The following is a 26,436-nucleotide window of genomic DNA, read 5'->3' as shown; positions in this document are numbered from 1 at the left end:
CAGTCTCTCCTGAGCGTCTCAACCGTCTCTCCGGCCCGTCCCACCGTCTCCCCGGTGCGCCCCCAGCGCCTCAGCAGCGCCGGTGAAGGGGTATTTACGGATTAGGTCTGGGACCTGCAACCCCCATTTTGAAAAAACTTCACATTTCCCCGCAGAAACTTGCTGATGTTAATAAAAACAACAGGTTAGCTTTAGAATTCACGCGCCTGAACGACTTTCTCCCTGCATGATCTGGTAAAGAAGTTGGCGTTTCGGCGGAATCGTACCCAATGCTTGGTATACACTCGGGACTCGGTCCAAAGAAAACGCCGCCCGAGTCTCCCCGAGCGGCGCAATTACTGTAATGAACGCGGGATTACTTCAGATCGAAACGATCCGCATTCATCACCTTGTTCCAGGCCGATACAAAGTCACAGACGAATTTGCCTTCGGCGTCGGCCTGACCATAGACCTCGGCCAGCGCCCGCAGCTGCGAGTTCGAACCGAAGACCAGGTCGACACGGGTGCCGGTCCATTTGAGCTCACCACTGGAGCGGTCGCGGCCTTCGTAGATACCTTTGCCTGCAGGCTTCCACTCGGTGCTCATATCCAGAATGTTGGTGAAGAAGTCGTTGCTCAGCACACCAACCCGGTCCGTAAAGACGCCATGCCTGGTATCGCCAAAACTGGCGCCCAGTACCCGCAGGCCACCGACAAGGGCGGTCATCTCAGGTGCCGACAGGGTCAACAACTGCGCCCGGTCAACCAGCAACTCTTCGGGCGAGACGGTGTACTCGGCCTTCTGATAGTTGCGGAAACCATCTGCGATTGGTTCCAGAACCGCCATGCTGTCCACGTCCGTCTGATCCTGAGTCGCGTCGGTACGGCCCGGAGTGAACGGCACCTCGACATCAATACCCGCCGCCTTGGCAGCTTGTTCGACACCCGTTGCACCGGCCAGAACGATCACGTCAGCCAAAGATACTTGCTTGCCGCCAGACTGCGCATCGTTGAACGCCTTCTGAACGCCTTCCAGAGCATCTAAAGTTTTGGACAGTTTCAGAGGCTCGTTCACATCCCAGTCTTTCTGCGGCGCGAGACGGATACGGGCACCATTGGCACCGCCGCGCTTATCAGACCCACGGAAAGTCGAGGCCGAAGCCCATGCGGTCGAGACCAGTTCGGACACCGACAGGCCGGTTGCGGCGATCTTGGCCTTCAGGTCTGCGACATCGGCCTCATCGACCAGATCGTGATCCACTGCCGGAACATTGTCCTGCCAGATGAGCTCCTCAGTTGGGGCTTCCGGTCCGATATAGTTCGAACGCGGACCCATGTCGCGGTGAGTCAGTTTGAACCACGCGCGGGCGAAGGCGTCGGCGAACTCTTCCGGGTTCTCATGGAAGCGTTTCGAGATCGGGCCATAAATCGGGTCCATGCGCATCGCCATGTCGGCGGTTGTCATCATGGTCTTGACCTTTTTGGTCGGATCACCGGCCGCCGGAGCCATGTCTTCTTCTTCGACGCCGATCGGTTCCCAGATATATGCGCCTGCGGGGCTCTTGGTCAGGTTCCACTCATATTTGAACAGCAAGTCGAAATAGCCGTTGTCCCATTTGATCGGATTCGCAGTCCACGCGCCCTCGATGCCCGAGGTCGTGGTGTCGTCACCCACGCCCGAACCGAACTTGTTGATCCAGCCCAAGCCCATCTCTTCGATCGGAGCGGCTTCGGGTTCCGGACCGACCAGATCAGGGTCCCCGGCGCCGTGGGCTTTACCGAAGGTGTGGCCACCGGCAACCAGTGCGACGGTTTCCTCATCGTTCATGGCCATCCGGCCAAAGGTGTCCCGGATATCGCGACCCGAGGCCAAAACGTTGGGCTCACCATCCGGACCTTCCGGGTTCACGTAGATCAGGCCCATCTGAACGGCGGCCAGCGGGTTTTCCAGATCGCGTTCGCCTGAATAGCGGCTGTGCGGGTTGTCGGTGGGGGCCAGCCAGTCGGTTTCAGATCCCCAATAGATGTCTTCTTCGGGCGCCCAGATATCTTCGCGGCCGCCGGCAAAGCCAAAGGTCTTGCCGCCCATAGATTCGATAGCGCAGTTGCCGGCCAGGATCATCAGGTCGGCCCAAGAGATCTGGTTGCCATATTTCTGTTTGATCGGCCACAGCAGACGGCGCGCTTTATCGAGGTTGCCGTTATCCGGCCAGCTGTTCAGCGGCGCGAACCGCTGGTTGCCGGTTGAGGCGCCGCCTCGGCCATCTGCCGTCCGGTAGGTCCCGGCGCTGTGCCAGGCCATACGGATGAACAGACCGCCATAGTGGCCGTAATCGGCGGGCCACCAGTCCTGCGAATCCGTCATCAGCGCATAGAGATCTTCCTTCAGCGCTTTCATATCCAGCTTCTTGAACTCTTCCGCGTAGTCGAAATCCGGCCCCAGCGGGTTCGACGCAGGCGTTTTCTGGTGCAGAATCGACAAGTTGAGCTGGTTTGGCCACCAATCCCGGTTCGACCGGGTTCCTGCGCCATGCATTACCGGGCATCCGCCCGTTTTGGGGTTATCACTTCCGTCCATGTCGATCTCCAATCCTGGCTAAAATCCGGCTCAGTCGCGCGGTGAAAAACTCGGGCGATCAAGAACATATATAGATGACACTTTTACTTCTTTTAGATGCACGACCTGTATTGCGCGCATTCCACCAGAGGCATCGGCGACTCTTGTCTTGTCGCCGCCAGAACTAGCAGATTCAAACCATGCAAATAAGTTTTGTTTATAGATGGTTTCTATAATCAAAACTTATCAAAGAAAGCAAAGGGCAACTTACCCCGGGACAGTCCGGCCTTTAGTCGTCGACCATCAGGGACTTTAGCCCGACCCTGTAGTCTGGATAAAGCAGGTTTACGCCCAACTCATCCTTGATCCGATTATTCCTGACCCGCTTGTTTTCATTATAAAAGCTGCGCGCCATCGGGGTCATATCCGCCTCGTCAAATGACACCTCGGGCGGCAGCGGCAGGCCCTGCAACTCGGCCGCGTAGGCGATGACATCCTGTGGCGGGACTGGTTCGTCATCGCATACGTTGTAAATTGCACCCGGATTGGGCGCGGCCATCGACACCGAAAGAACCTGCGCGATGTCTGCCACATGGATGCGCGAAAAGACCTGACCGGGTTTGATGATCCGCCGCATGCCCACACGTTTCAACTTGGAGAACGGACCGCGTCCGGGGCCATAGATGCCAGCCAGACGGAAGATATGGGTCGGCAGGCCGGGAATGCCCCGCCATTGTTCTTCTGCCCGCACCCGCCATTTGCCGCGCTCGGCCGTTGGGGTCGCAGGTGTCGTTTCATCCACCCACGCGCCCTGATGATCTCCGTAGACGGCGGTGGTCGACAGATAGCCGACCCATTCAAACTGCTTCGCACGTTCCACGATTTCATCTCGCATCGCAGCCAGAACCGGATCCCCCTGCGCGTTTGGCGCCGTCGAGATTAGCAGGTGGGTCACCCCATCCAACTCGGGCGTATGTCCGGGCCAGATTACCGGTTCGGCCCCGGACGCCCTGATCGCTTGCGATTGGGCCGGGTCGCGCGTGGTGCCAAAGATGCGCCATCCATTGGGTTTCAATTGCCGGGACAAGGCCTGCGCCGAATACCCGTGCCCGAACGAAAAGAGAGTACCTGTCATGCGTTCCTAGATGATCCGCAAATTCACGGGATGCAAGCATCTGCACGCAGATACTTGATTCGAATCCCTCAATGCGCCTTTCTTTTGGGCATGAGTGAAAAAACACCAGATCTGCAGACAGCCTATGCGCTGGATTCGCCCGAAGGCCACAAACGTCTCTATGCGGAATGGGCCGGGGACTATGACGAAGATTTTGCCACGCGCGAAGACTATCAGTTGCACATCCACACCGCGCGTGCCTTTGTCAGCGCCGGCGGACAAGGGCCTGTGCTTGACGTCGGCGCGGGAACCGGCCTGTGCGGCGCCGTTCTGGCCGGTTTGGGCGTTGGCCCGATCGACGCCACGGACATCAGCGCCGAGATGCTGGATCAGGCCATGCGCAAGGATATCTACCGCGACGCGATCGAGGCGGATCTGAACGAAGGCATCCCGGTTCCGCGCGAAAGTTATTCTGGGATCGTATCTTCTGGCACGTTCACACATGGTCACCTTGGGCCAGAGGCTTTGACGGCACTTCTGCGCGTCGCCCGGCATGGTGCTCAGTTTGCCCTGTCGATCAACGCCAAACACTACGAGAAACTTGGTTTTGCCGAAGCCCTACACCGGCTGGCTCAAGACCAGATTCGCAATCTGGCCCTGCCCGAGGTGCCCATCTATGGCGACCTCGCCTCCGGCCCCAATAAAAATGACACCGCGCTGATCGCGCTGTTCGAGCGTGTGTAGACTGACTTAGCGCCCTTTCCACACAGGGTCGCGTTTTTCAGCAAAAGCACGCGCGCCTTCCAGATTGTCTTCCGATCCGTACAGAGTATCGACTGTTGGCAGTTGCCGCCCGGTGATACGGTTCATGGCATCCTGAAACTTAGAATCCTCGGCATCGCGCACGATCTCTTTGATCGCGGCATAAACCAATGGCGGGCCGCTGGCCAAAAGGCGCGCCAGTTCCCATGCGCGGTCCATCAGCTGATCACCCGGCACGATCTCGTTCACTAACCCCCAGTTCTTCGCTTCGTTCGGATCGAACCAGCGTCCGGTCAGCAGCAGTTCCATCGCCACGTGATACGGAATGCGTTTTGGCAGTTTGACACTGGCGGCATCGGCCACGGTGCCCGAGCGGATTTCTGGCAATGCAAAACTGGCGTGATCCGCAGCGATGATCATGTCCGCACTCAAGGCCAGCTCCAACCCGCCACCACAGGCGATCCCGTTGACCGCCGCGATGACCGGCTTGTTCATATCGCGCAGTTCCTGCAGACCGCCGAACCCGCCGACGCCATAATCGCCATCTACGGCGTCTCCGTCAGCGGCGGCCTTCAGGTCCCAGCCGGGGCAAAAGAACTTTTCCCCACCGCCCGTTATGATCGCAACGCGCAGGTCAGGGTCGTCCCGAAAATCGCGAAAAACCTCGCCCATGATGCGGCTGGTTGCCAGATCAATGGCATTGGCCTTGGGGCGGTCCAGGGTGACTTCGAGAATAGCGCCTTCGCGCTTGGTTTTGACCGGGTTCATGAACTTGCCTTTCGGATCAGAGCATCCACCGCCACCGCACCGTCCGGCGCACAGATCAGGGGATTGATTTCAACTTCGCTGACGTGGGCTGCATTGGCAATGACATAGGCCTGAACGGCCTCAACCGTGTTCAGGATCGCTTCCATGTCCGCCGCCGGTTTGCCGCGATACCCCGCCAAAAGCGGGGCGCAGTTCAACCCGCCCAACGCCTCTTGCACCGCGTCACGAGAGGACGGGATCAGCAAAGAAACAGAGTCGCGCAGGATTTCCGTCAACACACCGCCTGCGCCCAAGGTCAATACGAAACCATGAGCCGGGTCTCGTGTGACACCCACCAACAGTTCCACCACGCCACCGGTCGCCATTTCTTCGATCAGTACTTCTTCGGTACCGATATCCGCCGCGACATCGGCGACATCGGCGGCGTCAATACCAAGGCGAACCGCCGCATGCTCGGATTTGTGCGCCAGCCCAACCCCCTTGACGGCATATGGGCCCGTCAGATCAGCTATGGATCGAGGCGCCGCTTCGGCGGGCGCAACCGTGCTTCTGGGTACGCGGACTCCAAAACCCTCCAATGCGTGCTTGGCCTCAGCCTCGGTCAAAACCTGATCTGCAACTGAGGCAGAGGGCAGCAAGACCGGGTCCGTCTCTGCTACGACGGGACGTGCCGCAGCTTCGACGGCGGCCAATGCCTCGTGCAGCCCGGCGAATGGAACCACGCCTCCTTCCAACAGGCGTTGCGCGACGTCTTCGGGCATCAGTTCCGGCAGCGTTGCCGTCACTGCAAACCTGCGCCCCGTCCGTTCCACACAACTCAAAGCGGCCTGCGTGGCACATTCCCAATCTGTCGCATCCGTGTGCGGATAGTCGACGATCGCCATGGTCAGCGCCTGTTCCGGGCTCGTCATGGCAGACCAAGCCCGCGTCATCGCCGCAGTGTCGCGCCAAATGTAGGTGTGGTAGTCCAGCGGGTTCGCTAAGGCCACCATCGGCCCCAAAGCTGCGCGCAGATCATCCTTTTGCGTATCCGTCAGCGGTGGGAAATGCACCGCGCGACCTTCCGCCATATCCGCGGCTAGACTGGCCTCTCCACCGGAGCAGCTGATTGATCCAAGACCGTTATGATCAAGCCGACCAGTCACATGCAGTAGCTTGAGGCATTCTAGGAAGCTGGGAATATCTGCCAACCGCGCGATCCCAAGCCGATCCAGAAACGCCTGCGCGCCCGCATCTCCTCCGGCCAACGACGCCGTATGGGAAATCGCCGCCGCCTGCGCATGCGCAGAGCGACCCATTTTCAAGGCAATGATCGGCACGTTCCGATCCCGCGCCTTTTGGGCCAGAGCTTCCCATTTGCGCAGATCGCCGAACCCTTCGATGTGCAGACCAATCGCGGTGATCCGGTCATCATCCAACAAGGCCGAGGCGATGTCGGCCTGATGGGTCTGCGCCTGATTTCCGCTGGTCAGCATAAAGGCCAATGGCAAAGCGCGGCGTTGCATCGTCATATTAATAGCGATGTTCGAGCTTTGGGTCAGGATCGCCACACCGCAATCCACGGGTTGCATGCCATGCTGATCCGGCCAGACAGCGGCACGATCCAACCCGTTGATAAATCCGTAGCAGTTTGGCCCCAGAATCGGCATGTCGCCAGCCGCCCGAATCAACTGGTCCTGCAGATCAGCGCCCTGATCGTCTTCGGCGCGGGCCTCGGTAAAGCCCGAAGCAAAACACACCGCGCCCCCGGCACCCATCGTGGCCAGAACACCAACCGTTTCGATCGTCGCATGGCGGTTGATACCAATGAATGCAACGTCCGGCGCTTCGGGCAGCGCCTCGAGGCTGGCAAAGGCAGGTTCGCCCGCGATTTGGGCCGCCTTTGGATGGACGGGCCAGATATCGCCCTTAAAGCCAAACTTTCGGGCCTGTTCGATGACAGCGACGCACCAGGCACCGCCGCCAATCACAGCAATCGATGTGGGTTTCAGGACGCGTGACAGCGAAGACATCAGGCGGCCTCCCTCGTCACGCACCGAGCGCCCTCAGCAAATCGCGGCTGATAATGTGGCGCTGGATTTCGCTGGTGCCGTCCCAAATGCGCTCAACCCGCGCGTCACGCCAGAAACGCTCCAGCGGGTAGTCATCCATCAGGCCCATACCACCGTGGATCTGAATGGCAGCATCGGTGACACGCCCCAACATCTCGGAGGCATAAAGCTTTGCCGAGGCGATCTCGCGGTTGGCAGGCAGGCCTTTGTCCAGCCTGTCTGCTGCCGCAAGCGTCAACAGGTCTGCCGCGTCTATTTCTGTGATCATGTCCGCGATCTGGAAGGACACGCCCTGATACTTGCCGATCTTCTGGCCGAACTGTTCGCGCGTGGCAGAGTAATCCAGCGCATAGTCGAACGCGCGACGTGCGCGACCCACGGACATGGCAGCAACCGTGATGCGGGTTGCGTAGAGCCAGGTGTTCATCACATCGAAGCCGCCATCGACTTCACCCAGAACCTGGCTGTCCGGCAGGCGGCAGTCGTCGAAATCCAGCACCATGTTCTTATAGCCGCGATGGCTGACAGACTTATACCCGTCGCGGATGGTGAAACCCGGTGTTCCGCGATCAACCAGAAACGCCGTGATCCGCTTTTTCGGGCCTTTCGGCGTCTGATCCTCGCCGGTTGCGATGAAGACAATGATGAAATCCGCATGCTCTGCGCCCGAGATGAAATGCTTGGTGCCATTAACGACCCAGTCGCCTCGGTCGCGGACGGCCGCGCATTTCATGCCACGCACATCCGATCCGGCGCCGGGTTCCGTCATTGCCAACGCATCCATCTTTTCGCCACGCACGGCCGGCATCAGGTAGCGTTCGACCTGATCGCCCTCACACGCCATCAGAATATTCTGAGGACGCCCGAAGAAATGGTTCAGCGCCATGGACCCGCGGCCTAACTCACGTTCGACCAGTGCGAACTCCAGATGATTCAGCCCTGCGCATCCTACGATTTCGGGAAAGTTGCAGGCGTAAAAGCCCAGCTCAATCGTCTTGCGCTTGATCTCATCCGCGATCTCCTGCGGGACCTCGCCGGTGCGTTCGACCAGTTCCTCATGCGGGTAGATTTCGTTTTCGACAAAGCTGCGAACGGTTGAGACGATCATCTCCTGTTCGTCGGACAATCCATATTGCATCGGGCGTCTCCAAATCCGGTGTTGAGGCATATCCTGACGCGGCTTGATTTTTCGAACATGCGAAAATAGACGTTGATCATGCAAGATTGGACTAAATCGCCCTCTGCACCGCAGCAAATCGGGGTTCTTCTGTTCGACGGATTCTCGAACCATTGCCTGGCCAATACGGTCGAGCCTTTGCGTGCCGCAAACACGTTGGCAGGGCGCAAGTTGTATGACTGGCAGTTCCTTGCGCTGGACACCGGGCCAGTGACATCGTCATCCGGCCTGCAAGTTGCACCACACGGGACCCTGCAGACCGCCAGCGGCGACATGCTGATGGTGATGCCGTCCTATGGGTTTCGAGCGCATGGCGGTTGGCGCACCCTCTCGGGCCTGCGATCTGCGAACCGGCGCTTCAAGGTTCTTGCTGGTCTCGACACCGGTAGCTGGCTGTTGGCTTTGGCCGGGCTTTTGGACGGGCATCACGCCACTATCCACTGGGAGGAGTTGACCGGATTCACCGAAAGGTTCCCAGAGGTCGATGCCCGACGCGAACGCTATGTCATCGACCGAAACCGCATCACCTGTTCCGGCGCCATGGCGGCCTTTGATCTGGTCCTGCATCTGATCGGTCGAGATCAGGGGCAGGCGCTGGCCCTGGAGGTATCTCAACTTTTCATGACCCGTGATTCCGCGCGCTCCCATACCGGTGGCGCAGGCGCGACCAGCGGTTACGTTAACAAAGCGTTGGCCCTGATGCAGGAGAACCTCGAGTCGCCTTTGCCCGTCTCCGAGATCGCTCGCCGTGTCGGACGGTCGCAAAAAGCTTTATCCGTCAGGATGCAAACCGAGCTTGGGGCCGGGCCCGCGCAGGTCTATCGGCGTTTGCGGCTCAATCTGGCGCGCAAGCTGGTTTCCGAAACCGACATGAGCATTGGCGAAATTGCTCTGCGCGCGGGCTATGATGACCCCAGCGCCCTGACCCGCGCGTTCAAAGCTGAATTCGGTGCCACGCCACGCGCCTTGCGGACAGGCTAGGTGTACATCTGCTTCTTGTAGGCGCGTGTGCGTGTCGTCGCCTCGGCCGAGCCGTCATGATAGGTGCCAAACCACTTATCGAACGGGATTTCAGAAGTTCCGTAGTTGCACTCGAAATACCGGTGGTGGAGCTGGTGAAAGAAATCCCCGGCGCGCGCGGCCTCGGTGTCGCCCGCTTTCAGCTTTTCGAACCCGGAATGCGACAGCACGGGGCTGATCTGCTGGAAATATGCATGGAACAGCACGTGCATCGGGTGCGACGGCACGATCAGATGGATGAAGTAGGTCGAGAAATACAGCAGGTTCTCATACCAGTGGTTCGATATCCCCGACCATGGACCAGTGTTTACATTGCGATGATGCACGGCATGAACGTGTTTATAGAGCTTGGGATGATGCTCCAACCTGTGCACCCAATAGAAGTGTAGGCCTGACCACATGGGTATTAACGCCATCCAGACGACGCACCAGACCGGCGCACTGGCCCATGTGTCGGTTGGCACATATCCGTTGGCCATCGCCCAGTAGATGATCCACTGATACACGGTGGCCACAGACATCGCACTGCCCAGCGTCCACCAGATATTATCCAGAACCTGACTGCGGAACGTGAACGTACCGTTGTTGCGCGTCAGGTCTCGGCGGTCGAACTTTTTGTACATGCCCTGCCCTTTTCGCATGTACAGCCACCAGTGCAGCCCACCCGCGACCAGAATCTGAGGCACCATGTTCAGCAGCCAAATGCGGAACATCCACCCTGGCGCAAAACTCTGCATCGTGTCGAGCGAAGGGAAGAAGAACGCGTAGGCAATGACGGCTATTGCCAGGCACAGCGTTAGCGACGTGATCTGAAGCCATGCCCCGCCGTACCATTTCAGCACTGCGGTAGGGCGCGGGGGCCAATTGAACAACGGATTCAACTTCACCGGACCCTCGGGGTGATAGTTCCAGCGAGCGGCTTCGGGATCCTGGGCAGTGTCAGACATGGCGAATACCCTATCGAGGTGTCACGTTGAGTAGTCCGAACCCTCCGCATCCAGCAGAGCCTTGATCTCTCGCAGATGCGCTTCGGCCTGATCCGGATAATCTTCAAGTTCTTGCGCCGTCTTCTCGGCGATCTCGTCCGACAGGACGCGCAGGGGCTGGCCGGTTTGCAGCGCGCGAATGTAAGTTTCTGCCGCACGTTCGAAATAATAGAGCCTATTAAAGGCATCTGCTGGATCGCTGCCGATCACGAGCACACCGTGATTGCCCATGATCATGACCTTCTTTTTGGGGTCCGACAGCATGGATGCGCAACGTTCCCCTTCGCTTTCGAAGGCAAGGCCACCAAATTCCTGATCGATGACATACCGGTTGTAGAATGTGGCCGTGTTCTGATCGATCGGGGGCAGCGTGCTATCCGCTAGCGAGGCCAGAACCGTCGCAAAGATCGAATGCACATGCATCACGCAACGTGCATGCGGGCAGTGCCGGTGGATCGATCCGTGCAAGCCCCACGCCGTTGGATCGGGGGCTCCGGGCTGGTTCATGACTTCGGCATCATTGGCATCCAGAAACAGCAGATTTGATGCTTTGACCCGAGCAAAATGCATCTGGTTCGGGTTCATCAGAAACTGAGTGCCATCAGGGTTAACCGCAAGGCTAAAGTGGTTGGCCACGCCCTCATGCATGTTCAAACGTTCGACCCAACGAAACGTTGCGGCAAGATCCACGCGTTCGGCCCAGTGATCGATATTGGCGCGCAGGTTGGTGACACTCATTCCGGGCTCCTTTGCGGATAGCTGAGGACTTTGGGAAATCGTGCCTGCGGCGCGAAGGTTTGACCAACGAAAAAAACGCAACTATCCCATAAGCCGAACTAATGGCAAGGTTATGCACATGCAGAAGACGCTTCCTCCGCTGGGTTGGCTGCGCACGTTCGAGGCTGCGGCCCGCCACCTGTCCTTTACCGGTGCCGCCCGGGACTTGAACATGACTCAAAGTGCGGTCAGTCAGCAGATCAAGTCGCTGGAAGGATACCTTGGCCAGCCGCTGTTTCTGCGGCGCCCGCGGGCGCTGGAACTGACTGAGGCAGGCATCACCTACCTGCCTGTTGTACGCGAGGCATTTCGGACGCTGGTGCGCGGAACGCAGGCCGTTACCGGAGCCCAGCAGAACGCGGTACAGGTTCAAAGCAACATTACCTTCGCGGTTAATTGGCTGGCTCCCAGGCTGCCGGATTTTCGCGCTCAGCATCCGGAAGTGCAACTGAACATATTCACCGAACTTTGGGAGCCTCAGGAAATGGCGGACGGGGCGGCGGTGGAAATCCGCTATTCGCTGCGGCCGTCGGATACGGTCCGGACCGAGTTGCTTAGAACCGAATACTATTATCCAGTCTGCGCGCCGGAATTCGAGGTGACGCTGGGGACTTTGCAAACGCAGCCGCTTTTTGATTGCTCGAACCTGCTGTCAAATTGGCAGGGCTGGGTCGAAGATCAGGGTCTAAATTGGGAAAATCCCGCAATTACCTACTCCACCACATATCTGGTCAGTCTGTCCGTGGCGATGGTAGGAGGTGGTTTGTGTCTGGCCCATGACACCATCGCGCGCAGCCTGATCGAACAAGGTCGGCTGGTCGCTCCTTTCCCTCACCGCTCACCCATGCCCGAAGCATATTACCTGCTGTTGTCACCTCGCGCGGAAGAAAGCCCCGGTGCTGTTGCCTTTGTCGATTGGGTTCGTCGAGAAATGGCCGCTGACTTGCCATTATAGACGGGGATGCTCCCGCCCATCATCCATGCCCGTTCAGGGCATCTCTTCTGGTTGGGCCGGGCGGCGCTGACGCGCTGCGTGACGGTTTGATGATACCTGTTCGCAAGGGGTTGAACCTTTTCGCGCATTCGGGAAAGTTGGGCCATGGAACACACACCCTTCCCAAGTTGGCCCGATGTCGCCCCTCGTCTGATTGCTGTAGCCGCCGGGCGTGAACCTGCGGATATGGTGATCCGCGGCGGTATCTGGGTAAACGTACACAGCCGCGAATGCCTGCCAGATCATGACATTGCCATAGCGAATGGGCGTGTAGCCTTTGTCGGCCCCGATGCGTCGCATTGCGTGGGCCCCGAGACGCAGATCATCGAAGCCGCCGGCCGTTACATGGTCCCCGGTCTGTGCGACGCACATATGCATATCGAATCAGGGATGCTGACACCCGCTGAGTTTGCGCGTGCCGTTATTCCCCATGGCACGACCAGCATGTTCACGGACCCGCATGAAATCGCCAATGTGCTGGGCCTTGATGGCGTGCGCATGATGCATGACGAAGCAATGATGCAGCCGGTGAATATCTTCACCCAGATGCCATCCTGTGCGCCGTCGGCACCAGGGCTGGAAACGACCGGGTACGAAATCACTCCCGAAGACGTGGCCGAAGCCATGAACTGGCCCGGAATCATCGGACTGGGTGAGATGATGAATTTCCCGGGTGTTATCCACGGCGACCCCAAGATGCTGGCCGAGATCGCCGCCACACAACGCGCGGGCAAAACCGTTGGCGGTCACTACGCTTCCCCTGATTTAGGGCCTGATTTTGCGGCCTATGTGGCCGGGGGTCCGGCGGACGACCATGAAGGCACTTGCGAGGCTGACGCCATCGCGCGCGTTCGTCAGGGCATGCGGTCGATGATGCGGCTGGGCTCGGCCTGGTTTGATGTGGAAAGCCAGATCACGGCGGTCACCGAGAAAGGCCTGGACCCGCGCAACTTTATCCTGTGCACTGATGACTGCCACTCGGGCACGTTGGTCAATGACGGGCACATGAACCGTGTGGTCCGCCACGCCATTGCCTGTGGCTGCGATCCGTTGGTCGCGCTGCAGATGGCAACGATCAACACGGCGACCCATTTCGGGTTGGAGCGTGAGATCGGCTCGATCACACCGGGGCGGCGCGCGGATGTCATCCTCAGCTCGGACCTGAAGGAACTGCCCATCGAAACCGTGATCGCGCGCGGTAAGGTCGTGGCCGAGCATGGTGAGATCACCGTGGACTGCCCACACTTCAACTGGCCGGATTCGGCCCGCAATACCGTTCACTTGGGGCACGCGCTGACCGCGACCGATTTCGAAATCGAGGCGCCAACAGGTGCCAACCGGGTGCAGGCCAATGTGATCGGAGTGGTGGAAAACCAGGCCCCGACCAAAGCTCTGAAAGCCGAACTGCCGATCATCGAAGGGTTGGTCGAGGGCGAAGGCGAAGTCTGCCAGATCGCATTGGTCGAACGGCATCGGGCTACGGGCGGCGTGACCAATGCCTTTGTCTCGGGATTCGGGTATCAAGGCAAAATGGCCATGGCCTCGACCGTGGCGCATGACAGCCATCACATGATCGTCGTCGGCACCGATCGCGAACAGATGGCACTGGCCGCCAACCGCTTGGCCGAAATAGGTGGCGGCATCACTATCTTCCGCGATGGGCAAGAACTGGCTCTGGTTGAACTGCCAATCGCGGGCCTGATGTCTGACAGCCCTGCCGCTCAGGTGGCTGCTAAGGCCGAGGCCATGGTTGCGGCGATGGAAGCCTGCGGTTGCACCCTCAACAACGCTTATATGCAGCACTCACTGCTGGCGCTGGTCGTTATTCCGGAATTACGAATCTCAGACCTGGGCCTGGTGGACGTGCGCACCTTTGAGAAAATCGATCTTCTGGAACCACTTGCATGACAATAATAAAAACACCCAACGCACCAAAACCCGAGCAGTTCACCGATCCCAAGGCCGCCGTGGCCCGTTTGGAAGAACTGTACGAACAAGCGACGCGCTTTCTGTGCGACAGCTTTGCCGACGCGATGAAGCAAGGCGCACCAACAGCACGGTACAGAGCCTATTACCCGGAGATTCGCATAAGGACGTCGTCCTATGCCCATGTCGACAGCCGTTTGAGCTTCGGCCATGTCTCGGAACCGGGCATTCACGCAACGACGGTCACCCGGCCGGACTTGTTTCGATCCTACCTGACCCAGCAGATCGCGTTGCTGATCAAGAACCACGATCAGCCGGTGACGATTGGTGCGTCGGAGACACCGATTCCGGTTCATTTCGCGGTGGCCAACAACCCCGACCTGCACGTCCCGCAACAGGGCGCAGCCGGGTTCACGTTGCGCGACGTTTTTGATGTGCCCGACCTGACCACCACCAATGATGACATTGTGAACGGCGTCTATGATTCCGAGGCCGAAGTCGGCCCGCTGGCCCTGTTCACAGCGCAGCGTGTGGACTACTCACTGGCGCGACTGGCGCATTATACAGCGACGGACCCCAGCCATTTCCAGAACCACGTCCTGTTCACGAACTACCAGTTCTACGTATCCGAGTTCGAAAACTACGCCCGTGAACAATTGGCCGACCCGGAAAGCGGCTACACCAGCTTTGTGTCTACCGGCAATGTCGAGATCACCGACCCCAAGGCCGAGCTCGCCCAACCGCTGAAGCTGCCGCAGATGCCGACATATCACCTGAAACGCGCGGATGGGTCGGGGATTACGCTGGTCAATATCGGCGTCGGTCCGTCAAACGCCAAAACGGCAACCGATCACATCGCGGTATTGCGCCCCCATGCCTGGTTGATGGTCGGTCACTGCGCTGGCCTGCGAAACACGCAGGCGCTAGGCGATTTCGTGCTGGCGCATGCTTATCTGCGCGAAGACAAGGTGCTGGATGACGACCTGCCGGTTTGGGTTCCGATCCCGCCATTGGCCGAGGTTCAGGTCGCGCTGGAACGTGCGGTTGCCGAAGTTACCGAACTGGAAGGATATGAGCTTAAGCGGATCATGCGCACGGGGACCGTCGCCTCGGTCGATAACCGCAACTGGGAACTGCGCGACCAATCCGGGCCGGTGCAGAGGCTCAGCCAGTCGCGCGCGATTGCGCTGGATATGGAAAGCGCGACCATCGCTGCAAACGGCTATCGCTTCCGCGTTCCCTACGGCACCTTGCTGTGCGTTTCGGACAAACCCTTGCACGGCGAATTAAAGTTGCCCGGCATGGCGTCTGCCTTTTATACAACTCAGGTAAGTCGCCATCTGGCCATTGGAATTCGGGCGATGGAACATCTGCGCGGCATGCCTTTGGAGCGGTTACACAGCCGGAAATTGCGTTCTTTCGACGAAACGGCCTTTCTCTGACGCAAAAAAGCAACGTTTTCCCCATATTTTTAGGGTTTTTCGCGCTACTATTCGTTGTGTTCGCCCACAATATCCCGTTACAGTTACGCGGTGAGGCCCTATGTATCGGGCACGTTAAGGAGACCAAGAAATGGCAAAGCCTATGACAAAGACTCAGCTGGTTGCTGCTCTCGCTGAGGAAATGGGAACCGACAAGAAAGCTGCAAACGCAGCGTTGGAGGCCATGACCGGCCTGATCACCCGCGAAGTTTCGGCCGGCGGCGCAGTGACCCTGCCCGGCGTTGGCAAAATCTACTGCCGCGAGCGCCCCGAGCGCATGGTACGCAACCCCGCCACCGGCGAGCAGTTCAAGAAAGAAGCCGACAAAGTGGTCAAGATGACCATTGCGAAAGCTCTGAAGGACAGCGTGAACGGCTGATCTCAGCTTTCACTGCGACATGATTGAGGGCCGCCAGTTGGGGGCCCTTTTTCATTTCCACAACCTGAAACCGGTCTTTCGTTTTTCCCTGCTTTAAGCTCTTTGTTCTTCCCGAGAACCCCAAGTCACTGCTCAGGCGTGTATGCCGGATTGTAGATCGAATACACTCTGACATAGGTGAACTTGTTGTTAGGGCTTACATCGTAAAACGCACACATCATAAGGCGGAATTTTGTACCTGCTTTGTATGAAACACCGTTCCAATCAACGTCCTCCCTGCACAAGAAGTCTATCGGTGCTTCTGACGCCACTGTAGTCGCGTTTGCCAGGTAGTGCGTGTGGGCAAGAATAACCTCTTGCATCTTGTCACCAACCCCGCCCCAAAAACTCAGAACTTCTTCTCTGCCGATGTTTTTTCGCGCCTGCGGCACATACTCAAAGGTGGCGTCTTGTTCGTAGTACTTGTCGAAAAAGTCTGACAGAGACATCCCGCCGACAAAAGTTGAGTTAAAGTCACTTATGTATTCTTGGTATCTGGCTTCGCTGAACATGTTCCAACCTCGTCACAAAATACGCTGGTGATAACTGCCGCACTGCCCTCAAAAGCGCGTCGGTTACTGTTAGTGTAGTCCTACGACCACTGAAAATGCACGCCCCACCGTTTTAGTTCTGCCTGCGGGCCAGTTGTACGAAAGTCCCTGCGGTACCATTCTTTCTCGACCGACGGAAAACTGGCGCTACGAACCCGGCCGCAGATAGAAGTCGCGAATACAAAAAAACGGGCGCTAAAGGCGCCCGTTTCTAGTTCTTATCTATGACTGATCAGTGAACCGTCTCGACCTTGTGGAAGTCCAGATCACGATCTTCGGGCATTGAATCGATGCTCAACACCTCTTTGCGCTTGGTGATCAGGATGTAGACCACGCAAGCCAGATAGAGGCCGACGACAACCGCGCCGATCCACTGGATCTGCAGCCACTGGCTCTGGAACAGCAGGGTCAGGATGAACAGCAGTGCGACGTTGCCACCCACATAGATCGCCTTGCCAAAGCGCTCGACCGTCAGGTTCAGGTTGTCGGTGTACAGGCGGATCAGCGAGTCCAGCGAGTTGATCACGAAGGTCACGCCCACGATCACCATCGCGATGTTGGTGATGCCTGCGGTGCTGATGCCGTTCAGGTGATAGTAGTAAAGAACGGTGAACCAGATCCCCAGCGGAATCGACGGGAAGATCAGCAAAGCTGCCAGCAATTGCCATGTTGTCAGACCACCGACAAAGCGCGAGGTGAACTGGCCGATCATGATCGACCACGCGAACCACCAGAACAAATAGAAGGCGTGATAGTCGGTCAACGGCAGGACGAACTTGTGGATATTGGCGAAATAGGCACCGATATTACTGCTGGTTTCTGCGAAACCGGTCATTCCCATACCTGCCGCGGCCCACATGCCGATGATCAGCGCCAGGAACAGGAAGGTCGAGCCCACCGACAGGATACGTACGTATTTCAGGTCGGTAGACGAATAAGCCGCCGCCAGAATGACCACGAACACGATGATATAGAAGGTGGTAACCACGGATTCGCCGTCTCCGACCTCGGGCAGGTAACCCGGCAGGTAGATCAGGAACAGGCTGGCGGTGAAGGCGCAGGTGCCGATGATCACCACGTTGTTGATCAGCTTGACCAGTGGGATCTCAAAGAACTTCACACGCGGTTCGATGACGCAGAAGTAGAACGCTGTCAGGAAGTAGAAGGCCCAGATCAGAAAGCCCCAGAACCCGAACTCGATGGCCAGCGGGTTTGCAAAGGCGTAGGCCGGTTCCTCGGCATAGCCGCCGAATTCGGTCAGCGGGAACATGATAAGCCCCACGTCCAATCCGGAAGTGAACAGGATCGCGATGAACGTGAACAGATGCACGGGCGTCACGCCCACACAGCGCAGATTCCACCACTTCACGACGAAGAAAGCGACCAGGCCCAATGCCAGTAGGACGCCAAAAGACAGAATGTACTCCAGAAACACCAACATACCTCCCTTGGTTAGTCAGAGTGCGGATCGCATAGCGTTAATTGACTAATCAATCAACAATCATGACGCCGTTGAGCCCGACAGGCGCATCCTGTGATGTTTTTGACGCGTGGCGCTTGCACGGCGCAGGAAATTCGGAAACAGTCGCGGCGTTCGGGAAGGGGTCGCCATGGATCTGCGCGCCATAGCCATGGGGCTGACATTTGCCTTTATCTGGTCATCAGCCTTTACTTCGGCGCGGATCATCGTGGCCGATGCGTCACCCCTGTTTTCGCTGGCATTGCGGTTTCTGATCTCGGGGCTTCTGGGGGTCGCGATTGCCCGCGCCATGGGTCAAAGCTGGCGGCTGACCCGCACGCAGTGGTATGCGACCATTCTGTTCGGAATTTGCCAAAATGCCCTTTATTTGGGTCTGAATTTCTACGCGATGCAAACGGTCGAAGCGTCCGTAGCGGCCATTATTGCATCAACAATGCCATTGATCGTCGCGCTTGCCAGCTGGGCGCTGTTTCAGGAGAAGCTGCGGCCTTTGGGTGTATTCGGATTGCTAGCCGGATTTGCCGGCGTGGCACTGATCATGAGCAGCCGGATCAGTGCCGGTGCGGACCTGTTCGGCGTCATGTTGTGCGGCCTAGGGGCACTGGCGCTCAGCTTTGCGACGCTGGCTGTGCGCGGAGCAACTTCAGGCGGCAATTTCATGATGGTGGTCGGACTTCAGATGCTCGTGGGCGCCGCCGTACTATTTGTCGCCGCCCCCGTCTTCGAGACCATTTACATCCACCCCAACATACCGTGGATGCTGGCATTCGCTTACACGACGCTGTTCCCGGGCCTGCTTGCGACGTTGATCTGGTTCTTATTGCTGAATCGAATTGGTGCGATCCGCGCTGCGACCTTTCATTTTTTGAACCCGGTTTTCGGAGTCGCAATAGCAGCGCTGCTGTTGGGCGAAAAACTCAGCCCCATCGACGCGGTAGGTGTGGGCGTTACAACGCTGGGCATTCTGGCGGTGCAGCTATCCCGGCAAACCGATCAACGCAGCAAAGCTTCAACCTGACGCAAGAGCTTGGGCGAATCCGGTTTGACGTTGGACCCATAGGTTGCAACGACCTCGCCCGTTGGATCAATCAGGATTTTATTGAAGTTCCACTTGGGCACAAAACCCGTTTGCTGGGCCACCGCCCGATAAAACGGATGCGCACCGGCACCTTTGACCGAGGTGATGTCGGTCATGGGCAGGGTCAGGCCATAGTTCATCTCACAGAACTGCTTTACCTCTTGGGCCGAGCCCAGTTCCTGATTGAACGAATCCGAGGGGACGGCCAAAACGACCAATCCCCGATCCGCATAGGTATCATAAACCTTCTGCAGACCTGCGTACTGCCCTGTAAACCCACATTGGGACGCCGTATTGACCACTAAAACCGGCTGGCCTCGCCAATCTTCGATGGACAATGTGCCCCCATCGATCGAGTCAAACTCTCCGGTCAAAGGCGCAGCTTGCACTGCTCGGGCGACCAACAGCAGGGAAAATAAAAGAAGCAGTCTAAACACGGCGGCACCTCCTTTATTGAGAATTACGTGTTCTTACGGCATTCGGATCACACGCACGAGCGCGCGAGGTGGCTGAAATATGATTTTGATTTCTGCTTTGTTATGACCAAATAGTAGCCCAAGTCTCATCAAAACCGGAGGAGCCATGACCCGCTACACCAAAGACCCCGAGGCCATCGCCGCTCTGTCTCCCGAAGAATACCATGTTACACAGCGCAGCGGTACCGAGCGGCCCGGAACAGGCAAATTGCTGGGTAACAAGGAACCGGGGATTTATGTGGATATCGTTTCGGGCGAGCCTCTATTCGCCTCGACCCACAAATACGAATCCGGGTGCGGCTGGCCCAGTTTCACAAAGCCGATCGTGCATGAACACGTCGAAGAGTTTCGCGACGCGTCTCTGGGTATGATCCGCACCGAGGTTCGCTCGAAACATGGGGACAGCCATCTGGGTCATGTGTTTCCAGACGGCCCGCGTGAACATGGCGGGCTGCGCTATTGCATCAACTCTGCCGCCTTGCGGTTCATCCATCGCGATGAGATGGAGGCCGAAGGCTATGGCGAATACCTGATCCATGTGGAGGACATCCAATGACCGAACAACGCGCCGTTCTTGCCGGAGGCTGCTTTTGGGGCATGCAGGACCTGATCCGCAAACTGCCCGGCGTTTCCCGCACTCGTGTCGGCTATACCGGAGGCGACGTGCCGAACGCGACCTATCGGAACCACGGCACCCATGCCGAAGGGATCGAGATCTGGTTCGACCCGGCACAGATCACCTATCGCGATCTGCTCGAGTTTTTCTTTCAGATCCACGACCCCACGACAGTCAATCGTCAGGGCAATGATCGCGGGATGAGCTATCGCTCGGCCATCTACTATGTGGACGACGACCAGAAACAGGTTGCCGAGGACACGATTGCCGATGTGGATGCCAGCGGCATCTGGCCCGGCAAAGTTGTGACCGAGATCGAACCCGTCAGCGATTTCTGGGAAGCCGAGCCCGAGCATCAGGATTACCTGGAGCGTATCCCCAACGGCTATACCTGCCACTTCCCGCGCCCCGATTGGGTTCTGCCGAAACGATCCAGCGCGGCCGAGTGAAACAAAAGGTGGCCCCTTACGGGGCTACCCAACCGCAACCCGGGGCCGTCCGCTGGCCTCAACCGTGACCAGCGCCTCGACAAACACGTCCTGCGCTTCGACGCGTGCGGTGCGGATGTCGCGGTCGACGACCACACGGATGTCTGCCGCCCCCGCCTGTCGAACTGCGCCTTCGGCCTGATCTCGCAGCACGGATTCCAACAGCGCCAACGCTTTGTCCGATTCAGTGAAATCCTGTGGACCGTCTTCCAGATGCACCCTAAAGCGCCCCTCGGACGGGGAAGTCACGGTCCCGGACTTGCGCAAGGTCAGCCGTCCGACCACTGCCCCAATGGCGTTCGCCACACCGGCATGTTCGGGCAGGATCATCTGGCAATGCAACCGATCCCCAACCGAGGGATAATAGCTGGGGGCTGATGCCCCAAGGCCCACGACATCCACGTTAAGCGATGCATCGAGCGCCAACAGACCGCGATGTTTCGCCAGCCCTCTTTGTGTCAGAACATGCCGGGCCAAATCGGCGGACGGGATTCCAAAACCATCAGTCTCTTCCGCAAATGCAGTCTCTAATAATGTCAAAGAGGTTTGCTCGGTCAATTGATCCACGATCACCTGCGCCAGTTGCTCAGGTGTGGCCGCCAGCCTGTCACCGGTTCCCACCCGCTTTCGCGCTACCAGTTCCAGCGCTTTGTGGGCCGCATCGGCATCCCACGTATCCAACCGGCCCAGAACATGGCTGGCATCCGATGGCGTCACGCCCGAAACCTGAACGACGCCCCGGTCCACCAACCGAGACAGGGCACCGCTCTCCATGCGAGTGCGCAAGAAATCACTCAGGGGCAGGACATTCTCGCCCAACCGCTCCAACAGGGACTCTTCGCGTGATCCCAGTCCTTCAGCGTTGATACCCGGAACACGGCGGGCGAACCGTGTGTCATGTTCGCCAACGGTTGTTGCGCGCAATTGCTTATCCAGAACAGCGTGAACGATGTCTGGCGCCTCGGCGGCGATCAGAGAGACCGGCAGCACCCGCCGTGGGCCGAGGAACACACCGCCGCCCAGCCCTTCGGTGACCACATGGACCTGACTGTCGCCGCCCAAACCATGGGTTCGCATGGCCACAGCTTCGACCATGGTGCGGAACCCGCCAACCTGAGCGCCGGCAGGATCAATCGCAGGCTTTCCATTCCGGATCAGCGCGACATCGGTTGTTGTGCCGCCAATATCTGACACCAGAGCATTCTCTACCCCTGTCAGCCAGCTTGCCCCGACGATCGAGGCCGCCGGCCCGCTGAGGATGGTTTCAATCGGGCGCTCACGCGCCTGTTCCGCGCTCATCAACGCGCCATCGCCACGCACAACCATCATCGGCGCGGTAATACCAAGGGCAATCAGCTGATCCTGCGCGCGCCCGATCAGACGGTCGATCATCCCGATCAAGCGTGCATTCAAAACGGCCGTTACCGCGCGCTTTGGGCCGTTCAACTTTGCCGAAAGCTGGTGTGAACACGTTACCGGAGAACCGGTTTTCTCTCCGATGATACGAGCAGCTTCCAGCTCATGCGCTGGGTTCCTTGTGGCGAATTGCGCGGCAACCGCAAAGCCGGAAACGTCTTTATGAGAAACCAGGAAAGCTTCGAGCGCTGCGGTGTCCAGTGGTGCAGCCTCGCCCCCGGCATGGCTATGCCCGCCGCCAATCACAAGCGCCGGGTCGCCTTTCAGCGCATCCCGCAGCCCGTGTTTCTCCAGATCGCTGTCCTTGAAACCGATGTACACCAGAGCAACACGGCCACCCTGCCCTTCGACCAGCGCATTGGTCGCCAGTGTGGTCGACAAAGACGCCATCGAGATCTGATCCGGCCGTACCTGTGCCTGATCCAACACCGCCGAGATAGCCTTGCCGACACCAATTGCCAGATCGGCCCGCGTGGTCAGGGACTTGGCCGAGGCGATCACCTCTTTCTCGTCCCGGATCAGCACCGCATCCGTGTAGGTTCCACCCGTATCCACCCCCAAAGCCAACGCCATCGGGATCTCCTTCCTGTTCGCTAAGCACGGGTGTAGCGGTTTGGACCGACACGTCCAGCCTGTTTGCGGCACTTATGGCAGTCGTTTCACCGCCCAGCGCGCCGCATCCGCCACTGTCGGGTCGGGATCATTGGCCAACGACTGCGCTATGGGCTTCAGATCAGGCCGCTGCGCGTTGCCGATGGCATACAGCACATTCCGCGCGAAACGGTCCCGGCCAATTCGCTTAATCGGAGAGCCCGAGAATTTTGCCCTGAACGCAGCGTCGTCCAGAACGGCCAACTCGGCCAAAGGTGGTGCTTTCAGATCATCGCGGGCGGCATACCGTATATCGCTCGCAGCGACGGCAAACTTGTTCCACGGACACGCGGCCAAACAATCGTCACATCCATAGATCCGGTTTCCCAGCTTCGGGCGCAGCTCTTCGTCTACGGGGCCTTTGTGTTCGATCGTCAGATAGGAAATGCAGCGCCGAGCGTCCAACTGGTACGGCGCAGGAAACGCATCTGTCGGACACGCATCCAGGCAGGCCCGGCACTTCCCGCAGTGATCCGTTTCCGCCATATCGGCGGGCAGATCCAAAGTGGTGAATATAGACCCTATAAAAGCCCAATTACCCCAATCCCGACTGACCAGGTTGGTGTGTTTCCCTTGCCACCCCAAACCCGCAGCGTGACCCAATGCCTTTTCCGGAACGGGCGCAGTATCGACAAATACCTTCACTTCTCCACCCGCTTCGGCAATCAACCAGCGGGCCAGCCGTTTCAGCCGCTTCTTGACCAGATCGTGGTAATCTTTGTTCTGCGCATAGACGGATATCGCCGCCTTATCCGGGTGTTGCAGAACTTCGGTCGGATCATGTTCGGGCGTATAGCTTTCGGCCAGCATGATGACAGACCGGGCCTCGGGCCATAGCGCGGCCGGATCGCCACGCCAATGGGTTCGTTCGGCCATCCACCCCATTTGCCCGTGGTGTCCGGCCTCCAGAAACGCCTCTAACCGAGGTGGTACGTCGGGCACGTCCCAAGGGCGACACACCCGGCAGGAAACAAATCCTTCGCCAAGCGCTTGTGCCACCAGTTTTTCTTTCATACCCGATCCGTTCGTCATCTGGTCCAAAATACCTTCGGGGGTGAATTGACCCAGGGGGCCATAAGGGGGAGACAGCCCCCTCAACACCCTATCAGAAATCCAGATCAGCGTAATGGGGCGGCGGCCGGAACCCTGGCACCTGATCCGCCAAAATTGACCGGAACGCAGGCCGCGACTTGATCTTTGCGTACCAGTCCTTGACCGCCTGAGAGCGGTTCCAATCCACGTCCGAGATATAATCCAAAGCCGACAAATGCGCGGCAGCTGCAAAATCCGCGAGCGACATCTGATCCCCGGCCAGCCAGCGACGTTGATCCAGCAACCACGCCATGTAGTCCAGGTGATACTTGATCGCCTTTGCCCCGGCTTTGACGTTCTTGCTGTCCGGATAGCCCTGCCCGGTCACTTTCTTGTTCACCCGCTCATACAGAAGTTTCGAGGTTACCTCGTGATGGAACTTGTCATCGAACCACCCTACCAGACGCCGCACCTCGTACCGCGCTTCGGGGGATTTAGGCATCAGCGGAGGCTCGGGCCGTGTTTCCTCGATGTACTCACAAATGGCCGCACTTTCCGCCATGACCTGCCCATCCAGCCGCAGAACCGGTACTTTTCCGGCTGGGTTACGGCGCAGGAAATCGGGGTCTTGTTCCCAGTATCGTTCCTCGACCAGCTCAACTTCGATCTTTTTTTCCGCCAGCGACAGGCGCACCTTGCGGCAATACGGGGACAGGGGAACGTGAAACAGACGCGCCATGGGCTTCCAATCGAACCAGTGAATACCCCCCAGCTTTAGCCTTGAGGGGCGTAGGGTTTCAATCCTCGAAACAATCCGCGCGACCATCTGCGCGGATGGTGGCCGCTCCGTCCAGAATGGCCGCTGCTCGTCTTCGGGTGCGCACAGAGGGGTCCGTGACCGATCTGTTACGCGGAGACGGCAGGATTGCCGCCAGCCGCGCCGCCTGGACCGGAGACATATTGGCCGCGCTGACGCCGTAATAGCGTTGTGCCGCAGCCTCGACCCCGAACACCCCCTGACCGGTTTCGGCAACGTTCAGATAGACCTCAAGAATTCGCTGCTTGCTCCAGAAGATTTCGACAACGGGCGTGATCGATGTCTCGAGCGCTTTTCGTACCCAACTACGCCCCTGCCACAGGAAAACGTTCTTCACCACTTGCTGGGTAATGGTCGAAGCGCCTCGGCTACCGCCATCTTCCAGTGCATCCCGGATGGCTTCGACATCGAAGCCCCAGTGCAGACAGAAATTGGCATCCTCAGCCGCCACAACGGATCGCGCCATGATCGGAGAAATTTCTTCGAACGGCATCCAATCCCGCTCGACCTTGCCCAGACGGCGCCACTCGGACCAGATCGTATGGGTCACCGGCGGATTGATCACCGAATAAAGAAGGACCAAGCCGACGACAAAGACCACTGCGCCCAAAGCGACGCGAGTCGCCCAGAGACGCAGCCGCGGGACAATTGATTTCCTAGTTTTTGACGCCTTGCTTTTTTTACTGCTCGACTTGCGCGCTGCTTTTTTTGCCATGCTGTTGCTATACGACGCGGCGACGGGGTTTGGAACGGTTTATATCGCGATGGCCCGCGCCTCGCGCGGGCGCACAACCGGCCGGGCGGTTTCCGGCAAAGTGGGGCGACGGCGACCCAGTTCCGGAAACAGGCGCAGAACTTCGGCCTGAACGTCCTTGTCCGCCTGCGAAATCGCGTGACCCGGATAATAGCTTTCGCTTTTCGCCCCATTGGCCGTAACGATCTCATGCTGCGAGAGCAGCAGATGAATATACTCGACCTGACCGCCTTCCACGCGGGTGACGGTGTCGCCGTTGACAAGGCAATGGGCTGCGATCAACACCTCGGAATGGCCAAACAGGAAAGGAGCGCGCCAGTCTTCAACCAACATCCGGTGCTGCGGCGAAACCGTCAGAGGGTGTTTCAGCCCCAATACCCCAGCCGCGAACCGAACCGGGGCCAACTTGCCTGTGGCTTCAACCGTGGTTTTGCCAATCCAAAGCAAAGGTTGGGGGCCATTGTCGGCGGTCGAAACCAGATCTCCGGGCTTTAAATCCTCAACAAGTCGCGCACCATCAGGCGTATCAATCAACGTTCCGGGTGTGAAGCAGGGCGGGCCAAGATCGCCACCGCCAATATCGACCGAACCAAATCCATTTGGGTCACCAAAGTCATCGCTGACATCCGTGAAAGACGAGCTGACGAACGTTCCATTCTGCAGCACCTGGTTTCCATTGGGCGTAAAGACCCTGCGCCCATCGGCCAGATAGAAAGTGACCCCTGTATAGGTCACCTGAGTCCCATTACTCAGTTCGATCGTCACCATGTCGTTGAAAAAAGTCGATGTGATGTCAGACCCATCGACCGAGTCGCCGTTCAACCGGTTGACCAGGCCGTTGTCATTCTGATCCACGATATCCAAAGACTGTACCGTCAGCGGCGTCCCGACAACTGTGCCGTTGTTACCGGGGTTCGCCGGATCCAGCTCAAAGAACTGATCTGTATAGGTCGTGGGCATGCGCCTGCTCCTGCCTGCTCATCACGCTGGGACGCAGTTTGGCTGCAAATCCCGAATAATTTATGGCATTAGCTAGGCGCGAACTGCAAAAAAACGCAATAAACACA

At 58.3% G+C, this 26,436-nt stretch carries 24 protein-coding genes; 9 read left to right on the top strand and 15 right to left on the bottom strand.

Features of this window, described 5'->3' with window-relative positions:
• Positions 1-355 precede the first annotated feature (355 nt).
• Positions 356-2,557: a catalase/peroxidase HPI gene (gene katG / locus ACR0J0_RS21780; RefSeq protein ID WP_480666087.1), complete on the bottom strand. Its 2,202-nt coding sequence runs from the start codon at positions 2,555-2,557 to the stop codon at positions 356-358.
• A gap of 268 nt (positions 2,558-2,825) precedes the next feature.
• A complete protein-coding gene (locus tag ACR0J0_RS21775; protein ID WP_480666086.1) occupies positions 2,826-3,671 on the bottom strand; it encodes an SDR family oxidoreductase in 846 nt (281 codons plus the stop codon).
• A 90-nt stretch (positions 3,672-3,761) separates the two neighbouring features.
• On the opposite strand from ACR0J0_RS21775, the gene ACR0J0_RS21770 reads away from it, so the two are divergent.
• Entirely contained in the window at positions 3,762-4,394 is a 633-nt protein-coding gene (locus ACR0J0_RS21770; protein WP_480666085.1) for a class I SAM-dependent DNA methyltransferase, read from the top strand.
• A gap of 6 nt (positions 4,395-4,400) precedes the next feature.
• Here ACR0J0_RS21770 and ACR0J0_RS21765 read toward each other — a convergent pair whose 3' ends face one another.
• The 3 genes from ACR0J0_RS21765 to ACR0J0_RS21755 are packed head-to-tail and all read right to left on the bottom strand — an operon-like array spanning position 4,401 to position 8,369.
• Positions 4,401-5,180 (bottom strand): carnitinyl-CoA dehydratase, encoded by a 780-nt coding sequence (locus ACR0J0_RS21765; protein ID WP_480666084.1) that lies wholly within the window; start codon positions 5,178-5,180, stop codon positions 4,401-4,403.
• Positions 5,177-7,192 carry an acetate--CoA ligase family protein gene (locus ACR0J0_RS21760; protein ID WP_480666083.1) on the bottom strand — a complete coding sequence of 672 codons (2,016 nt, stop codon included), beginning with the start codon at positions 7,190-7,192 and terminating at the stop codon, positions 5,177-5,179. Before ACR0J0_RS21760 ends, ACR0J0_RS21765 begins: the two co-directional genes overlap by 4 nt.
• A gap of 16 nt (positions 7,193-7,208) precedes the next feature.
• Positions 7,209-8,369, bottom strand: coding sequence for an acyl-CoA dehydrogenase family protein (locus ACR0J0_RS21755; protein ID WP_480666082.1), 1,161 nt, complete (start codon positions 8,367-8,369; stop codon positions 7,209-7,211).
• Between the two features lie 78 nt (positions 8,370-8,447).
• On the opposite strand from ACR0J0_RS21755, the gene ACR0J0_RS21750 reads away from it, so the two are divergent.
• The gene (locus ACR0J0_RS21750; protein ID WP_480666081.1) at positions 8,448-9,389 is read left to right on the top strand and encodes a GlxA family transcriptional regulator; all 942 of its coding nucleotides are present in this window, start codon (positions 8,448-8,450) and stop codon (positions 9,387-9,389) included.
• Here the strand turns inward: ACR0J0_RS21750 and ACR0J0_RS21745 are convergent.
• Positions 9,386-10,375 carry a sterol desaturase family protein gene (locus tag ACR0J0_RS21745; RefSeq protein WP_480666080.1) on the bottom strand — a complete coding sequence of 330 codons (990 nt, stop codon included), beginning with the start codon at positions 10,373-10,375 and terminating at the stop codon, positions 9,386-9,388. The genes ACR0J0_RS21750 and ACR0J0_RS21745 overlap by 4 nt on opposite strands.
• Before the next feature lie 21 nt (positions 10,376-10,396).
• The gene (locus tag ACR0J0_RS21740) at positions 10,397-11,152 is read right to left on the bottom strand and encodes a class II aldolase and adducin N-terminal domain-containing protein (RefSeq protein WP_480666079.1); all 756 of its coding nucleotides are present in this window, start codon (positions 11,150-11,152) and stop codon (positions 10,397-10,399) included.
• Between the two features lie 118 nt (positions 11,153-11,270).
• Between ACR0J0_RS21740 and ACR0J0_RS21735 the strand changes: the two genes are divergently transcribed.
• The 4 genes from ACR0J0_RS21735 to ACR0J0_RS21720 all read left to right on the top strand — a co-directional run bounded on the left by ACR0J0_RS21735 (position 11,271) and on the right by ACR0J0_RS21720 (position 15,971).
• The gene (locus tag ACR0J0_RS21735) at positions 11,271-12,146 is read left to right on the top strand and encodes a LysR family transcriptional regulator (RefSeq protein WP_480666078.1); all 876 of its coding nucleotides are present in this window, start codon (positions 11,271-11,273) and stop codon (positions 12,144-12,146) included.
• 144 nt (positions 12,147-12,290) lie between these two features.
• Positions 12,291-14,093, top strand: coding sequence for an adenine deaminase (ade, locus tag ACR0J0_RS21730; RefSeq protein ID WP_480666077.1), 1,803 nt, complete (start codon positions 12,291-12,293; stop codon positions 14,091-14,093).
• On the top strand, positions 14,090-15,553 hold the full coding sequence (locus ACR0J0_RS21725) for an AMP nucleosidase (protein ID WP_480666076.1): 1,464 nt from the start codon (positions 14,090-14,092) through the stop codon (positions 15,551-15,553). Before ade ends, ACR0J0_RS21725 begins: the two co-directional genes overlap by 4 nt.
• 130 nt (positions 15,554-15,683) lie before the next feature.
• The gene (locus tag ACR0J0_RS21720; protein ID WP_039533371.1) at positions 15,684-15,971 is read left to right on the top strand and encodes an HU family DNA-binding protein; all 288 of its coding nucleotides are present in this window, start codon (positions 15,684-15,686) and stop codon (positions 15,969-15,971) included.
• A gap of 125 nt (positions 15,972-16,096) precedes the next feature.
• Here ACR0J0_RS21720 and ACR0J0_RS21715 read toward each other — a convergent pair whose 3' ends face one another.
• Positions 16,097-16,522, bottom strand: coding sequence for a nuclear transport factor 2-like protein (locus ACR0J0_RS21715; RefSeq protein WP_480666075.1), 426 nt, complete (start codon positions 16,520-16,522; stop codon positions 16,097-16,099).
• Positions 16,523-16,793: 271 nt separating this feature from the next.
• Complete coding sequence (locus tag ACR0J0_RS21710) at positions 16,794-17,990, bottom strand: BCCT family transporter (protein ID WP_480666088.1); 1,197 nt, start codon at positions 17,988-17,990, stop codon at positions 16,794-16,796.
• A 181-nt stretch (positions 17,991-18,171) separates the two neighbouring features.
• On the opposite strand from ACR0J0_RS21710, the gene ACR0J0_RS21705 reads away from it, so the two are divergent.
• Positions 18,172-19,059 (top strand): DMT family transporter, encoded by an 888-nt coding sequence (locus tag ACR0J0_RS21705; protein ID WP_480666074.1) that lies wholly within the window; start codon positions 18,172-18,174, stop codon positions 19,057-19,059.
• Here ACR0J0_RS21705 and ACR0J0_RS21700 read toward each other — a convergent pair.
• Positions 19,035-19,556: a glutathione peroxidase gene (locus ACR0J0_RS21700; protein ID WP_480666073.1), complete on the bottom strand. Its 522-nt coding sequence runs from the start codon at positions 19,554-19,556 to the stop codon at positions 19,035-19,037. The two genes, ACR0J0_RS21705 and ACR0J0_RS21700, sit on opposite strands and share 25 nt — an antisense overlap.
• Positions 19,557-19,701: 145 nt before the next feature.
• Here ACR0J0_RS21700 and msrB point away from each other — a divergent pair, with 145 nt between their 5' ends.
• Together msrB and msrA are read left to right on the top strand one after the other, a co-directional pair.
• Positions 19,702-20,151 (top strand): peptide-methionine (R)-S-oxide reductase MsrB, encoded by a 450-nt coding sequence (gene msrB / locus ACR0J0_RS21695; RefSeq protein WP_480666072.1) that lies wholly within the window; start codon positions 19,702-19,704, stop codon positions 20,149-20,151.
• On the top strand, positions 20,148-20,660 hold the full coding sequence (gene msrA / locus ACR0J0_RS21690; protein ID WP_480666071.1) for a peptide-methionine (S)-S-oxide reductase MsrA: 513 nt from the start codon (positions 20,148-20,150) through the stop codon (positions 20,658-20,660). Before msrB ends, msrA begins: the two co-directional genes overlap by 4 nt.
• Positions 20,661-20,684: 24 nt before the next feature.
• Here msrA and ACR0J0_RS21685 read toward each other — a convergent pair whose 3' ends face one another.
• The 5 genes from ACR0J0_RS21685 to ACR0J0_RS21665 form a co-directional block, all read right to left on the bottom strand.
• On the bottom strand, positions 20,685-22,688 hold the full coding sequence (locus ACR0J0_RS21685; protein WP_480666070.1) for a hydantoinase/oxoprolinase N-terminal domain-containing protein: 2,004 nt from the start codon (positions 22,686-22,688) through the stop codon (positions 20,685-20,687).
• Positions 22,689-22,760: 72 nt separating this feature from the next.
• Positions 22,761-23,798, bottom strand: coding sequence for a tRNA epoxyqueuosine(34) reductase QueG (gene queG, locus ACR0J0_RS21680; RefSeq protein WP_480666069.1), 1,038 nt, complete (start codon positions 23,796-23,798; stop codon positions 22,761-22,763).
• 73 nt (positions 23,799-23,871) lie between these two features.
• The gene (gene fzlA, locus ACR0J0_RS21675) at positions 23,872-24,537 is read right to left on the bottom strand and encodes an FtsZ-binding protein FzlA (protein WP_480666068.1); all 666 of its coding nucleotides are present in this window, start codon (positions 24,535-24,537) and stop codon (positions 23,872-23,874) included.
• 58 nt (positions 24,538-24,595) lie between these two features.
• Positions 24,596-25,330: a monofunctional biosynthetic peptidoglycan transglycosylase gene (mtgA, locus tag ACR0J0_RS21670; RefSeq protein WP_480666067.1), complete on the bottom strand. Its 735-nt coding sequence runs from the start codon at positions 25,328-25,330 to the stop codon at positions 24,596-24,598.
• A 39-nt stretch (positions 25,331-25,369) separates the two neighbouring features.
• Positions 25,370-26,329 carry a Hint domain-containing protein gene (locus tag ACR0J0_RS21665; RefSeq protein ID WP_480666066.1) on the bottom strand — a complete coding sequence of 320 codons (960 nt, stop codon included), beginning with the start codon at positions 26,327-26,329 and terminating at the stop codon, positions 25,370-25,372.
• Positions 26,330-26,436: the final 107 nt, after the last annotated feature.

Source organism: Ruegeria sp. BF12 (assembly GCF_056538705.1).
This window is presented reverse-complemented; position numbering and strand designations above follow the sequence as displayed.